A 12,808-nucleotide genomic window follows, 5' to 3' on the forward strand; every position below is an offset into this window, starting at 1 on the left:
CGGCCGCTCACGTGTCCGCCTTCCGGCGGTGGTCCGGCGTCCACGGGAACAGCCGTCGCTCCGCCCACACCAGGACGCCGTTGAGGACCAGGCCCAGCGCGCCCGCCCAGACCACGCCCGCCAGGACGTCACGGGAGCCGTCGGTCGCCGTCTGTGCCTGGGCGAGGAAGATGCCGAGCCCCTCACCGAAGCCGGACAGCAGCTCGGTGGCCACCGCCAGGATGAGCGCGACCGCCGCCGAGATGCGCACCCCGGCGGCGACGAACGGCGCGGTGGCGGGCAGCTCCACGCGCAGCAGCACTGAGAGCCGCCCGAAGCCGAAGGCGCGCAGGGTCTCCTCGGCGAGCGGGTCCACCTCGCCGAGGCCGTACACCGTGTTGAACAGGACGGGCCACACGCACGCGTAGGTGATCAGGGCCACCTCGGTGCGGGTCCCCGTGCCGAGGAGCAGTGAGACGAGCGGGATCAGCGCCACGGACGGCAGTGGCCGCAGGAACTCCACGAGGGTCCGCACGGCGGCGCCGATCAGCGGCGAGGTGCCGAGCAACAGCCCCAGCGGGACGGCGATCGCGCAGGCCAGGCCCAGCCCGAAAGCCCAGGCGCGCAGGGTGGCACCGACCCCGTCCAGGAACACGGGGTCGCCCGCCAGCCGGACGGCCCGCGCCACCACCTCCGAGGCCGGAGGGAGGTACGCGCGCCGTACGATCCCGGCGCGGCCCAGCGCCTCGCACACCCCGAAGGCGAGCAGGACGCCGAGCACGCCGAGGGCGAACCGCCGCGCCCGGCTCACTTCACCAGCAGGGTCGCCGGGTCGAGCGGCTTCTTCAGCAGGCCGTGCTTCGACATCAGCGCGGTGAGCGCGCGCAGTCGGGCGACGTCGGTGCCGGTGGCGTAGGCGGGCAGCGCCATCGACTTCGCCTGTGCCGGGGTGACCTCGGTGTACTTAAGCAGTTCGGCGCGTACGGCGTCGGGGTCCTCGGCGGCGGTCTTCGAGGCGGCGCGGATGGCGCGCTGGAAGGCGGCGACGGCCTTGGCGTGCCCCTCGGTGTACTTCCCTGTGGAGAGGTAGCCGCTGATGGGCAGCGAGGAGACGGGCGACGAGCCGCCGTCGAGCAGGACGCGTGCGTGCACCTGGTCCCGGATGGCGCTGTCGAAGGGCTCCACCGCGTGCACGGCGTCGACCTGGTGCCGTTGCAGCGCGGGGCCCATCTGCGGGAAGGCGATCTGCCGGTAGACGGGATGCCCCAGGCCGCGCGCGTCGAGGATGGCGTCGAGCGTCAGCGACTGGATGTTGTTGAGGATGTTGACCGCGACCGTGCGGCCCTTCAGGTCGGCGGCGCTCTTGACGGGCGAGTCCTTCGGCACCAGCAGGTCCATCATGTGCGGCGCCACCCGGATGCCCTCGCTGACGATGCGGGTGTCGAGGGTGCCCTTCTCGTCGGCCTGGAGGAAGGTGACGTAGTTGGCGCCGGCGATCACGTCGACCTGGCCGTTCTTCAGGGCGGGCAGCGCCTGGATGCTCTGCTGCACCGGCTGGATGCGGACGTCCAGCCCCTCCTTGGTGAACAGCCCGTGGTCCCGGGCCAGATACAGCGCGGCGACGTCCGCCAGCGGCAGGGCCGCCACCGTGATCCTCTCCCGGCCGCCCGACGACGCCGAGCCGCTTCCCCCTCCGCCGTCGCCGCAGGCGGTGAGGGACAGCGCGCAGGCAACCGTCGCCGCCGCCAGCTTCCCCCGAGTTCCCCGTAAGTGACGTGACGTCATGGACAGCATGCCTACCAGACACGTGTCATGAACACCATCAGCCGAACGGGTGAGAACGCCGCGCCCCGGGAAAAGCCGCGCAAAGAAGGGACGCGTCCGCGGAAGTGTCACACTTCCGGTCGGAGCCGTACGCGTGTCTGACCGCACGGGGCGACGCGTTGCTGTGCACGGACGGGCCGGTGCGGACGCTGGTTGATCTCGCGTTCGCGCCCGAATACCGCCGTGGGCATGGAGCTCTGTACGGCGGACTCGATCAGGGCCGGATCGGCGTCGCCCGGCTGCGTCGGGCTCTGGCAGGGGTGCCGCTGCCCAGGGCGGCGGACGGCCGGCTCGTGCTGGCGGTGGATGTCTCGCCGTGGCTCCGGCCGGACGCCAACACCAGTGCCGACCGGGCCTTCTGCCACACGTTCGGCCGGGGTGAGGGCAAGCATCAGATGGTGCTCGGCTGGCCTTGCTCGGTGGTGGCCGCGCTGGAGGCCGGCCGCACGTCCTGGACGGCGGTGCTGGACGCGGTGCGCCTGGACCCGGCGCCGACGTCGCCGCGGTGACCACGGTCCAGCTCCGCGAGGTCGTCGAACGGCTCGTCGCCGCCGGCCGGTGGAAGCAGGGCGACCCCAACGTCCTGGTCGTGCTGGACGCCGGACACGACGCGCCCCGCATCGCTCACCTGCTGGGCGACCTGCTCGTCGAGATCATGGGCCGACTGCGGTCGGAACCGGGTGATGCGCCGGCCGAAGCCCTCGCTCGAGGAGTACGCCCTGTCCGGTATGGGCCGGGCAGGCGCATCTGAGAAGCGTTCGCCGAACGGTCACCGTGACCGATCGGCGAACGGCGCGAGGTGTCAGTTACTTGCCCAGCCAGGTGCGGACCGCCTGCCTGTCCACCCCGCCCTCCCGGGCGAACCCGGCCTCCGGCCGGTGGCCGGCCGGGATCAACCGGGTGGCGGCCTGGCGCAAGCCTGACAGCGCGGCCGACTCGGCGGTGCGCGCCGCGGTGCGGGCGGCGGCCAGCTCGACGACCACCGCGCCGGAGTCCTCGACCCGTGGCCGGGATGCGGCTGTTTCTGCTCCGGATACGCGTGCGTTCCGGCCAAACACGGGGTCCGGCACGTGTCGTCGGTGACCGCGGGGCCGGACGTGGGCACACTGGTGCGCGGAGAGGCTGCAACTCCACCCGGCCCAGGAGGGATCACGATGCGAGTCGCTCGTACGGTCGCAGTGCTGACAGCCACCACCGCCGCGCTCGGGCTGAGCCTGGCGACCGCCGGTTCCGCCTCGGCTGCCGCCGGCAGTTGGAAGGCGTACGGCAACACGAACCCGATCACCTCCAGCTCCGCCACGTGGGGCTGCCACGGGAGCGTGACGATCGCGAGCAGCGTGCTCGCGCAGGTCTGCGCGATCAGGTCGGCGGGCGGAGGAGCAGTGCAGGCGGCGGTGATCGTGCGCAACAACCGATCCACCCTCTTCAGCGTGTCGGCCGCCGCCGACCTGTGGACCAGCGCCGGTTCGCTCGGTGACTGGGCGTGCTCGTCCTCCGGGGTCGGGGCGAACTCCTGGTCAGTGTGCTTCGGGAAGTCCCTCGCCGAGAGCGCCTCGGTGAACTCGGTGGGCACGGCCAACGGCGTGACCCTCGGCCAGTCGTCGACCGTCTGAACCGGAGCCGCCCCCGGGGCGGGCCAGGCACGCGCGCATCCGGGCCGCTACCAACGGCGTTGATCCGATGACCGGCAGCGGGCCGTTGGTCGGGCCAGGCGGCCCGCTGGGTCAGCCGCGGGTGCTTCGTCGCCTGGCGCGCGACCGCCCGCCACCCGTGCCAGGAACCACGCGGAGGTGAAAAAAACAAGCTTGTGCGGACGACGGGACTCTCGCAACAGGGCCTAGTGGACCGAGAACCCGCCGTCCACGAAGAGCGACTGCCCGGTGACGTACGCGGAGGCGGGGCCGGCCAGGAAGACGGCCGCGCCGGCGAAGTCCTCGGCCACACCGTTGCGTCCGGTCATCGTGCGTGCGGCGAGCGCCGCGACCTTCTCCGGGTCGGACGACAGCCGCGCGTTGAGCGGCGTCATCACGAAACCCGGCACGAGGGTGTTGCAGGTGACGCCGTACGGCGACCACGCCTCGGCCTGCGAGCGGGCCAGCGACTCCAGCGCCCCCTTGGAGACCCCATAGGCGCCGCTCCGCACGAACGCCCGGTGCGCCTGCTGCGAGGTGACGTGGATGATCCGCCCGAAGCCCCGTTCTGCCATGCCGGGCCCGAACCGCTGCCCCAGCAGGAACGGTGCCTCCAGGTTCACCGCCATGGTGGTGTCCCACACCCGCGTGTCCAGCTCGTCCATCGGGGGCCGCAGGTTCACCCCCGCGCAGTTGACGAGGATGTCCGGCTCCCCGAACACCCCGGCCGCTTCCTCGGCGGCCGCGCGCACCCCGTCACGGGTGGCGAGGTCCGCGCTCACCCACGCCGCCCGGCAGCCGTCGGCCGTCAGTTCCGCCACGGTGCCGGCCAGCCGCTCCTCGTCACGCGCCACGACCACCACCCGGGCCCCGGCCCGCGCCAGCGCCCCGGCGACGGCGCGCCCGATGCCGGAACTGCCTCCGGTCACCACGGCCGCCCGGTCGTCCAGGGCGAACAGGCCGCTGAGGTAGTCCTTCGCACTCATGCGCGCAGCCTAACCGGGCCGGACCGGGCCCCGCGGGCACGGCCCGGCAGCCGCGGGGGCCGTCAGGCAGGGCAACTCCCGACATTTGAGCGGGCGTTGAGCCTCATACCGGGAGTAACAAGATCCAATGCGGGCATGCATTCTTCGCAGAGCCCACTGGAACGGGCCCGTCTGGACTACGAGAACCACCTCGCGGCGTGTCGGCAGTGCGCCCAGGACCGGATGCCGTGCGCCGCGGCGAAACACCTGCGGCGGCTGTACAACAACCTCGGCAGAGCGGCCGACAAGGAACGGGCCCGCCACCGCCCCTGAAGGGTGATGGCGGGCCCGCGGCGTGCTCGGGGGCCGGCGTTCTGGCCGGCCCGCGTTCTCAGTGGCCGAGCGTCGCGCGCAGCGAGGGCTGGAGCAGGTCGGCGTGGGCCCGCACCATGTCGTCGCACAGGTCCCAGATGCGCTCCACGGGCAGCGTGGCCGCGGTCGCCGGGTCGGTCATGGCGGCCTGGCGGATCGAACGCGGGTCGTCCTCCAGGGCGGCCCGCACCACCAGGTCGTTCATGCTCAGATACGTACGGTTCAGCGCGGCGCACTGGGCGGGCAGCGCCCCCACCCGCGTCGGCTGGACACCGCCGCCGTCCACCAGGCAGGGCACCTCGACGGTTCCGGAGGCGGGCAGGTTGTCGATCAGCCCCCGGTTCGGGACGTTGCCGTACACCGTGCGCGGGGTGCCCGTGGTGATGCTGTGGATGATCTGCGGGGCGTACTCCATCGTGCCCTCGACGGTGAGCGGTTCGCCCTTGTCGAGTGCGTCCCGCGTCCGCTCGTACTCGGCGACGTTCTCGTCGACGATGCCGAGGTAGGCCCCCACCGGCAGCCGCAGCCGCTCGATCTCGCTGTCGTGGTGCAGGTACCACGGCACGTACTCCGAGGAGTGCTCGCTCGTCTCGGTCGGGTAGAAGCCGAGCCGCCGGTACATGTCCACCCGTACCCGGCGCCGCAGTTGCGGGTCCTCGGCGATCAGCGCGTCCAGCTTCGGGTACAGGTCCGCCCCCTGGTGCTCCAGCCGCAGCAGCCACGCCTGGTGGTTGACGCCGGCGGCGCGGTAGGTGACCTCGTCGTAGGGGACGCCGAGCAGGTCGGACAGGTCGCGGACGGTCCAGTACACCGAGTGGCACAGGCCGACGACACGTGTCAGTCCGGTGGCCTGCGTGAGGTACTGGACGTTCATCGCCATCGGGTTGGTGTAGTTGAGCAGCCAGGCGTCGGGGCACACCTCGGCGATGTCCTCGCCGAGCGACCTCAGCAGCGGGAAGGTGCGCAGCGCGCGGAAGATGCCGCCGACGCCGAGGGTGTCGCCGATGGTCTGCCGCAGCCCGTACCGGGCCGGGATCTCGAAGTCGGTGCGGGTGGACTCCCGCATGCCGACCTGGACGATGTTGATGACGAAGTCCGCGTCCGTCAGCGCCTCGCGCCGGTCGGCGTGCGCGGTGATCCGCGGCCGGGGGCCGCCCTCACCATCCTGTCCGGTGCGCTCGTCCGCGATGTACTGGGCGGCGCCGCGCGCGGTGGCCAGGCGCTCGGGGTCGATGTCGTGCAGGGCGATGTGCGCGCCCCGCAGCTCGGGGAAGGCCAGCAGGTCGGCCAGGAGCCCCTGGGTGAACACGACGCTGCCCGCGCCGATGAACGCGATCTTCGGGGTGGTGAGGGACATCAGGATTCTTCTCCGTTGCAGGCACCGGCGAAGCGGGCCTCGTTCGGGGTGGTCCGGGCGGCGCGAGGAGTGCCGCCGGGGAGGGACGGGTCGTAGGGGTGCGGCGGGTGACGAGGCCGTGCCTCGCGCGGGGTCATCCCTTCAGGCCGCTGGAGGTGATGGACTGGATGAAGGTCTTCTGCGCGGCGAGGAAGGCCAGCAGCACCGGGAGCACGGTGAGCACGTTGCCCGCCATGACCGCGGACCAGTGGGTGTGGTGCTGCCCCTGGAAGGTCGTCAGACCGAGTTGCAGCGTGTACTGGGTATCGTGGTTGATGGCGATCAGCGGCCAGCTCAGGTCGTTCCAGGTGGTGAGGAACGTCAGCACCGCCACCGTGCTCAGGGCCGGCCGGGACAGCGGCAGCACGATCGTGAACAGCACCCTCAGCCGCGAGCAGCCGTCGAGCCAGGCCGCCTCCTCCAGTTCCCTGGGCAGGGACAGGAAGAACTGGCGCAGCAGGAACACGGCGAACGGTGTCACCAGCGAGGGCACGATCAGCGCGCCCAGGGAGTCGATCAGCCCCAGCCGTTTCATCACCAGAAACGTGGGGATCATCGTGAGCTGGAACGGGATCGCCATGGTGGCCAGCATCAGCCCCAGCAGCAGCCGGGAGCCCGCGAACCGCATCCGGGCGAACGCGTAACCGCCCAGCGCCCCCAGCAGCAGGTTGGAGATCACCGCGGTGACCGACACGATCAGCGAGTTGGCGAACCAGCGCGGGAAGAGGGCGTTGCCGATGACGAACCGGTAGCCGTCCAGATGGATGCCCGAGGGCCACAGGGCGGGCGGGAATCGGTTGATCTCCGCGTCGCTCATGACGGAGCTGAGCACCAGCCAGATCAGCGGCACGGCGAAGAGCAGGCACAGCGGCGCCAGCAGCAGGTGCCAGGCGCTGAACGGCAGTCGTCCGCGGCGCCGGCCGGTGCCGCTGACCGCCGTCGTCGTGCGCGCGGCGGCCGGGGAGGCCGGGGAGGGGAGAGGAGGGACGGAGGGGACGGAGGACGTGGCGGTCATCGGGTGGCTCCTTGGATGCCGCGGCCGTTACGTGCCCGCAGTGCCCGGGCCAGCCGGGGCACCACGGCGAGAAGGATCAGGGCGAGCGCCAGGGTGTAGGCGGCCGCGGCACCGTAACCGGCGGTGAAGTTCTTGAAGGCCTGCTCCCAGATGAAGTAGACGATGACCGAGGTGGAGCCCAGCGGCCCGCCCTTCGTCGTCACGTACACCAGGTCGAAGACCTGTAGTGCGTTGATGGTCTGCCACAGCAGCAGGAAGACCAGGACCGGGGTGATCGCGGGGAGGGTGACGTGGCGCAGCAGATGGCGGCGCCCGGCACCGTCCAGCCGGGCCGCCTCGATCAGCGAGGCCGGCACGTCCTGGAGGGCGGCGAGCAGTACCACCACGCAGAAGCCGGTGCCGCTCCACAGCGAGATCGCGATGAGCGCGTACAGCGCCTGGCCGGGGTCGGTGAGGAAGCCCTGGGGCGAGATGCCGAACGTGTGCAGCACGGAGTTGGCGGCGCCGAACTCCGGGTCGAGGATGAAGGAGAACAGCACGCCCTGCGCGGTGGCCGAGACCACGAACGGCACGAAGACCAGCGTGCGGTACAGGCCGACCAGCCGGATCCTCCGGTTCAGCGCGAGCGCCAGCAGCAGCCCGAGACCGATGCTGAGCGGCACGTACAGCACCGTGTACAGCAGGGTGCTGCGGACCGCCTCGGCGAAGTGCGGGTCCTGGGCGAGCGCGCGGTAGTTGTCCAGGCCGACCCAGCGGCTGGGGGTGACCAGGTCGTCGGCCTGGAACGACAGCAGCAGCGACCAGATGACCGGGACGACGCTCAGGCCGAGGATGACCAGGACCGAGGGCGAGATGAACGCCCAGGCGGTGGCGGACTCCCGGCGTCGGCGCCGGCGTACGGAGTTGGTGCGGGCGCCCTGCTTGTCGCCGCGGTCCGCGAGGGTGAGGGGAGTGGGTAGACGGGGCATGGTGGTCCTCTCAACGCGGGATGAGCAGGGCGGCGTTGGCTTCGTCCGCGCAGGTGCGCAGCGCCTTGGCCGGGGAGCTGCGGCCGAGGAGCACGGAGACGATCGCCTGGCCGAGTGCCTGGGAGATCTGCGGATAGGCGGGGTGCACCGGGCGGGCCCGGGCCGACTCCAGCGCCGCGGTGAACACGTGCAGTCCCTCGGTGTGTTTCTCCTGGGCCCGCCAGGCCGGCAGTGCCTCGGTGCTGCGGCTCAGCGGGAGGCTGCCTGCGTTGACGTCCCACCGCACGTCCTGTGCGGGCCGGGAGAGCCAGGTCACGAAGGTGCGGGCCGCCCGGACCCGGGCCGGGCCGTTGTCGAAGACCGTCCAGGTGTCGGGGCCCGAGATCGTCATCTGCTTGCCGCTGTACGTGGGCAGCGGCACCACGTGGTAGTCGATCTTCGCCTGGCGGATGTCGGGGAGCTGCCACGGCCCGGTGGGCACCATGCCCATCCGGCCGGAGTCGAAGACCTGGTACATCTGCTCGCTGCCCGGCTTGGGATCGATGTAGACGCTTTTGTCGCGGGCGAGCGCGGCGACCGTCTCCAGCGCCCTGGCCCCGGTGTCGGCGAAGCCGATGTGCTTGCCGTCCTCGGAGACGACGTCACCGCCCAGGTCCCAGATCATCGGCCACAGCCGCCACACGGTGTCCTCGTCGCCGACGCCGGGCCAGCCGGTGCCGAAGACGCCGCGGCCCGCGTCGGTCAGCTTGCGGGCGGTGGCGACGAACTCGTCCCAGCTCCAGCCCGCCTCGGGCAGCGGCAGCCCGGCATCCCGGAACAGTTTCTTGTTGCACACCACGGCGAGCGCGTCGAGCAGCGCGGGCGCGGCCCGCACCTGCCCGTTGAGGGTGACCGCCGCCCGCGCCGGGGCCCAGAAGCTCTTCCACGGCACAGGGCCGTCGTGGAAGGTGTCGGTCAGGTCGACCACCGAGGGGCTGCGGGCCACGCTCGCCAGGTCGGAGCCGAAGACGTAGGCGATGTCGGGGAAGGAGCCGGAGGCGAGGGCCGCGGTGATCTTCTGCAGCATGGCGTCGGCCAGCACGCCGCCGCCGGCGTCGACCCGGATGCCGGGGTGGGTGCGGTTGAACTCCGCCACCAGCTTCTCGATGGCGGCCCGGCCGGTGTCCGTCTGCCCGTGCCAGAGCTCGACCGTGACCCGGCCGTCGGCGCCGACCCCGTCGTGAGCGCCCGACCCGCAGCCGGCCAGGGCGGCGCCGGCGGCGGTGCCGAGGGCCAGGTGACCGCCCGTGCGCAGGAGAGTGCGGCGGGACGGGCCGGCCGGTGGGCCGGACGGGCGGTGTGGGCTTGCGGCCATGGGTGCTCCCGGGGAGACGCGGAACGGTGTGGATGTCCCGGGCCTCGGGGGCGTCACGGACGCCGGGGGCCGGGCGGGACATCACGGGAAGGAGGTACCGGCACGGCGGCGGTGTGGGGGTACTGCGCGGTGCGGGGCGAAGAGAGGTGGGGTGGGGCTGCGTGGGTGGGGCGGGGCCCGTCGGCGCACCGCGATCCGCGGAGTCCGGTGCGCCGGGCGGGGCGGCGGTACGCCCGGAAGGGCGCCCGCCGCGGTAGGGGTCCGTCAGCAGGTCTGGCGTACGTAACCGCTGCTGCCGGGGGCGGAGACGTCGACGTCGCGCAGGACGATGCTCAGCCGGTCACCGAACTGGGAGCAGGCCTTGTTCAGGTTGGCCTTCTTGTACTCGATGACGACGACGTGGTCGTCGTAGGCGTCGGCGTAGTCCCCGCACTCGCCGTACTCCGCGCACTCCTCGGCGACGGCGAAGTCCGTGCCCATCTCCGCGTGCGCGGAGGCGAGTTCGGCGGTGTTCTTCTGCCCGATCGCCAGGCCCTTGGCGTGGGCGTGGGCGGAGAGCAGCTTCATGAACGCCTTGGCGTTGGACTCGCTGATCAGGTTCGTGCGGTCGAAGGTGTCCAGGTTGTCCGGTTCGACGGCGTCGAAGCCCTTGCCGGCGCAGGAGTCGATCCAGGTGTCGACGTGGTCGGCGATCCGCTGCCGCTTGTCGGCGGTGCGGATGTCGAGCATCGCCTCGCCCCAGTCCTCGTCGTACACCACCTTGCCGTTCGCGTCCTTCAGGAGCAGGTCGCCCCACTCGTTCTCGGCGCCGGGCTGCGCCTGGAACGCGTTGACGTAGCAGATGTTGTACAGGCCCTTCGCCGGGGAGGCGCCGTGGTCACGGCTGACCACCTTCACCCCGGTGGGCGGAGTGTAGGGCTCGCCGATCTGATAGTCGAAGTTCGCGTGTACGGGGGGCAGTTTCACGGACGCCGCCGTGGAGGCGCCGGCCTTGGCGGTGGCGGCCGCCGTCGTGGAGGCACCGGCCGTGCTGCACGCCAGCAGCGGACACAGGACCGCCGCGGTGGCCGCCCCGACCAGGGCGCGCCTGCGGAATCGTGGGTGAGAAGTGTGGGGCATCTCCTGCGCTCCAGAGGATGTGGGGGCACGTCCCCGCCTCGGACCCCGGCTCCGCGCGGAAGTCCTGGCGACTCAGTCCGGACTTACGGCGCAGGGCCGTGCTACCGGCTGGGCGTACCTCTGACGCCGGGTGCTCGACCCAGGCGTTGCATGGAGTAAAGCGAGCAGCTTTCGCCATGTCAACAGATCGAACATGCGCACTTTGCGCACATGGTCATGGTGCTGTGGGCCTCGTGGCGGACCCGCGCCCGCCGCCGACCGCCCGTATACCAGGCAGAAAGGTGGATGTCGGGTCGGCGTACGGCGGTCTATGCTTCCTCGCATGCTGAAGACCGAGCGTCATGCGCGCATACTTGAGCATGTGTCCGCGCGTGGTGCCATGGACGTGACCGAGCTGTCCCGGCTGCTCAAGGTCTCGGGAGCCACCATCCGGCGCGACCTGCAACAGCTCAGCCGACAGAACCTGCTGCGCCGCACGCACGGGGGAGCGGTACTGGGTGGCGCGGCGCTGCGCGGTGCGGGACCCGAGCTCCCGGTCCCGCACCGCAGCGGGCACCGCCGCGCCGAGAAGCAGGCCATCGCGCGGGCCGCGGCCGAACTCGTGCCCGAGGGCGCGGTGGTGGGGATGACGGGTGGCACCACCGTCACCGAGATCGCCCGGGTGCTGGCCGCGCGCGGCCGCGTCACGATCGTGACCAACGCGGTCAACATCGCCGCCGAGATGGTGCCGCACAAGGACGTCACCCTGGTCGTCGTGGGCGGCTCCGCCCGCACCGAGAGCTACGAACTCGTGGGCCCCATCGCCGAGAAGACACTCGCCGACCACCACACCGACGTCACCTTCCTCGGCGTGGACGGCGTCGGCGCGGCCCACGGATGCACGACGCACGACCAGTTGGAGGCGGCCACCGACAGGGCGTTCCTCGCCAGCAGCGACCGCACGGTCGTGGTTGCCGACCATTCGAAGATCGGCCGGGTCACCTTCGCGAAGATCTGCCCACTGCGTGACATCGACCGCCTGGTCACCGACGCCGCCGCACCTCAGGCCGTCCTCGCGGACATCATGGACGCGGGCGTGGCGGTGACGGTGGTGTGAGGACGGGGCGTCGGACGCGCTGCCCCGTGGGGTCCGAGTCGCCCGGTGCCCGGTGCCCGGTGCCCGGGCCGGGCCGGGGCGTCGGCGGACCGCTGGTGCGGCAGCTCGACGGCGGCCGGGGCCGGGACGGGGGCGGGCCCGCACCGGCACGACCGGTGCCGACATAGACGCAGGACTCCCGACCGGCATATCGTTCACCGGCCGCGAGCGGTTTCTTCCGTTCTTGTCCATGGGGGGCCAGCCATCATGTCCGCATCCAGTGAGCCGGGTCCGGGACCGGCGGAACCACCCACGGCACCGGGGGCGCGCGCGCGGGCCGTGCCGCTCGCGAAGCCGGCGAGGCCGGGCGGGGCGTCCTCCGTCCTGCTCGCCGTCGCCGTCGCGGGACTCGCCCTCGTGGCCGCCACCGATCTGCTGAGCGTCTTCGCCGGAGTGCGGCTGCGGGGCGTGGTCGACGGGGACACCGACTTCCTCACGGCGCCGCAGCAGGAACTGGACGACGCGGCCTCCTTCTACGACTCGGTCGCCCGCTACCAGGTCATCGCCTACGTGCCCTGTGCGATCGCCTTCGTGGCCTGGTTCTTTCACATGCGTCGCCTGACCGGCCCGCTCGCCCCCGACCGTTTCCGGCACGGGCCCGGATGGGCCGTCGCGGCCTGGTTGATCCCGTTCGCCAACTTCCTGCTGCCCTACCGCGTCGCCACCGACATGTGGCGGGCCGCCACCCCGCTGCCCTCCGAGGGGACGCCGTACCGGGAACGCCTGTGGCCGATACGCCTGTGGTGGGCCCTGTTCGTACTCGGCATCCTCTACAACCGGGTGGCCGGGACCAAGTACGACGATGCCGAGACGCTGACGGACATCGACTCAGGAGTGGCGCAGTACATGGTCGCCGACGCGCTCAACATCGTCGCCGCGGCCGCCGCCGTGCATTTCGCCGTGCGGCTGACCCGGATGCAGCGCCGCAAGGCGGCCGAGGGGCCCCGCCCCGCCCCGCCGTTCACCGGCGCGCCGCTCTGAGACCCACCGCGCGGCACACAGGGACCGGTCACCCCAGAGGGCGACCGGTCCCTGCCTGTCGTACGGTGT

13 protein-coding genes and 1 pseudogene are annotated in these 12,808 nt (G+C 71.9%); 5 read left to right on the forward strand and 9 right to left on the reverse strand.

The window, feature by feature from the left end:
• Positions 1-7 precede the first annotated feature (7 nt).
• Together QFZ64_RS33590 and QFZ64_RS33595 are read right to left on the reverse strand one after the other, a co-directional pair.
• Entirely contained in the window at positions 8-790 is a 783-nt protein-coding gene (locus tag QFZ64_RS33590) for an ABC transporter permease (protein WP_307071249.1), read from the reverse strand.
• Complete coding sequence (locus QFZ64_RS33595) at positions 787-1,764, reverse strand: ABC transporter substrate-binding protein (RefSeq protein ID WP_307071250.1); 978 nt, start codon at positions 1,762-1,764, stop codon at positions 787-789. Before QFZ64_RS33595 ends, QFZ64_RS33590 begins: the two co-directional genes overlap by 4 nt.
• 104 nt (positions 1,765-1,868) lie before the next feature.
• Here QFZ64_RS33595 and QFZ64_RS33600 point away from each other — a divergent pair.
• Positions 1,869-2,504 (forward strand): annotated as a pseudogene (locus tag QFZ64_RS33600) (transposase); the annotation flags it as partial.
• A 105-nt stretch (positions 2,505-2,609) separates the two neighbouring features.
• Here the strand turns inward: QFZ64_RS33600 and QFZ64_RS33605 are convergent.
• A complete protein-coding gene (locus tag QFZ64_RS33605) occupies positions 2,610-2,786 on the reverse strand; it encodes a hypothetical protein (protein ID WP_307071251.1) in 177 nt (58 codons plus the stop codon).
• A 171-nt stretch (positions 2,787-2,957) separates the two neighbouring features.
• Between QFZ64_RS33605 and QFZ64_RS33610 the strand changes: the two genes are divergently transcribed.
• The gene (locus QFZ64_RS33610; protein ID WP_307071252.1) at positions 2,958-3,416 is read left to right on the forward strand and encodes a hypothetical protein; all 459 of its coding nucleotides are present in this window, start codon (positions 2,958-2,960) and stop codon (positions 3,414-3,416) included.
• 224 nt (positions 3,417-3,640) lie between these two features.
• On the opposite strand, the gene QFZ64_RS33615 is transcribed toward QFZ64_RS33610, so the two are convergent.
• A complete protein-coding gene (locus tag QFZ64_RS33615; protein WP_307071253.1) occupies positions 3,641-4,420 on the reverse strand; it encodes an SDR family NAD(P)-dependent oxidoreductase in 780 nt (259 codons plus the stop codon).
• 135 nt (positions 4,421-4,555) lie between these two features.
• Here QFZ64_RS33615 and QFZ64_RS33620 point away from each other — a divergent pair, with 135 nt between their 5' ends.
• On the forward strand, positions 4,556-4,732 hold the full coding sequence (locus QFZ64_RS33620; protein ID WP_307071254.1) for a hypothetical protein: 177 nt from the start codon (positions 4,556-4,558) through the stop codon (positions 4,730-4,732).
• 58 nt (positions 4,733-4,790) lie between these two features.
• Here QFZ64_RS33620 and QFZ64_RS33625 read toward each other — a convergent pair whose 3' ends face one another.
• The 5 genes from QFZ64_RS33625 to QFZ64_RS33645 form a co-directional block, all read right to left on the reverse strand.
• Entirely contained in the window at positions 4,791-6,128 is a 1,338-nt protein-coding gene (locus QFZ64_RS33625; RefSeq protein ID WP_307071255.1) for an alpha-glucosidase/alpha-galactosidase, read from the reverse strand.
• Positions 6,129-6,261: 133 nt separating this feature from the next.
• Positions 6,262-7,182, reverse strand: a complete 921-nt coding sequence (locus tag QFZ64_RS33630) for a carbohydrate ABC transporter permease (protein ID WP_307071256.1) — start codon at positions 7,180-7,182, stop codon at positions 6,262-6,264.
• The gene (locus tag QFZ64_RS33635) at positions 7,179-8,150 is read right to left on the reverse strand and encodes a carbohydrate ABC transporter permease (protein WP_307071257.1); all 972 of its coding nucleotides are present in this window, start codon (positions 8,148-8,150) and stop codon (positions 7,179-7,181) included. The genes QFZ64_RS33630 and QFZ64_RS33635 overlap by 4 nt, the downstream gene beginning before the upstream one ends.
• A gap of 10 nt (positions 8,151-8,160) precedes the next feature.
• The gene (locus QFZ64_RS33640; protein WP_307071258.1) at positions 8,161-9,504 is read right to left on the reverse strand and encodes an ABC transporter substrate-binding protein; all 1,344 of its coding nucleotides are present in this window, start codon (positions 9,502-9,504) and stop codon (positions 8,161-8,163) included.
• 264 nt (positions 9,505-9,768) lie between these two features.
• On the reverse strand, positions 9,769-10,623 hold the full coding sequence (locus QFZ64_RS33645; protein WP_307071259.1) for an endo alpha-1,4 polygalactosaminidase: 855 nt from the start codon (positions 10,621-10,623) through the stop codon (positions 9,769-9,771).
• A gap of 322 nt (positions 10,624-10,945) precedes the next feature.
• Here QFZ64_RS33645 and QFZ64_RS33650 point away from each other — a divergent pair, with 322 nt between their 5' ends.
• Positions 10,946-11,719 carry a DeoR/GlpR family DNA-binding transcription regulator gene (locus QFZ64_RS33650; RefSeq protein WP_307071260.1) on the forward strand — a complete coding sequence of 258 codons (774 nt, stop codon included), beginning with the start codon at positions 10,946-10,948 and terminating at the stop codon, positions 11,717-11,719.
• A gap of 246 nt (positions 11,720-11,965) precedes the next feature.
• Positions 11,966-12,739 carry a DUF4328 domain-containing protein gene (locus tag QFZ64_RS33655; protein ID WP_307071261.1) on the forward strand — a complete coding sequence of 258 codons (774 nt, stop codon included), beginning with the start codon at positions 11,966-11,968 and terminating at the stop codon, positions 12,737-12,739.
• Positions 12,740-12,808 lie beyond the last annotated feature (69 nt).

Origin of the sequence: Streptomyces sp. B3I8 (assembly GCF_030816915.1) — a bacterium.
Lineage (GTDB): Bacteria > Actinomycetota > Actinomycetes > Streptomycetales > Streptomycetaceae > Streptomyces.

Bases quoted from the DNA above. Each gene is read 5' to 3' on its own strand.
- QFZ64_RS33595 (WP_307071250.1), bottom strand. From the start codon at position 1,764: ATGACGTCACGTCACTTACGGGGAACTCGGGGGAAGCTGGCGGCGGCG.
- QFZ64_RS33610 (WP_307071252.1), top strand. From the start codon at position 2,958: ATGCGAGTCGCTCGTACGGTCGCAGTGCTGACAGCCACCACCGCCGCG.
- QFZ64_RS33615 (WP_307071253.1), bottom strand. From the start codon at position 4,420: ATGAGTGCGAAGGACTACCTCAGCGGCCTGTTCGCCCTGGACGACCGG.
- QFZ64_RS33620 (WP_307071254.1), top strand. From the start codon at position 4,556: ATGCATTCTTCGCAGAGCCCACTGGAACGGGCCCGTCTGGACTACGAG.
- QFZ64_RS33625 (WP_307071255.1), bottom strand. From the start codon at position 6,128: ATGTCCCTCACCACCCCGAAGATCGCGTTCATCGGCGCGGGCAGCGTC.
- QFZ64_RS33630 (WP_307071256.1), bottom strand. From the start codon at position 7,182: ATGACCGCCACGTCCTCCGTCCCCTCCGTCCCTCCTCTCCCCTCCCCG.
- QFZ64_RS33635 (WP_307071257.1), bottom strand. From the start codon at position 8,150: ATGCCCCGTCTACCCACTCCCCTCACCCTCGCGGACCGCGGCGACAAG.
- QFZ64_RS33640 (WP_307071258.1), bottom strand. From the start codon at position 9,504: ATGGCCGCAAGCCCACACCGCCCGTCCGGCCCACCGGCCGGCCCGTCC.
- QFZ64_RS33645 (WP_307071259.1), bottom strand. From the start codon at position 10,623: ATGCCCCACACTTCTCACCCACGATTCCGCAGGCGCGCCCTGGTCGGG.
- QFZ64_RS33650 (WP_307071260.1), top strand. From the start codon at position 10,946: ATGCTGAAGACCGAGCGTCATGCGCGCATACTTGAGCATGTGTCCGCG.
- QFZ64_RS33655 (WP_307071261.1), top strand. From the start codon at position 11,966: ATGTCCGCATCCAGTGAGCCGGGTCCGGGACCGGCGGAACCACCCACG.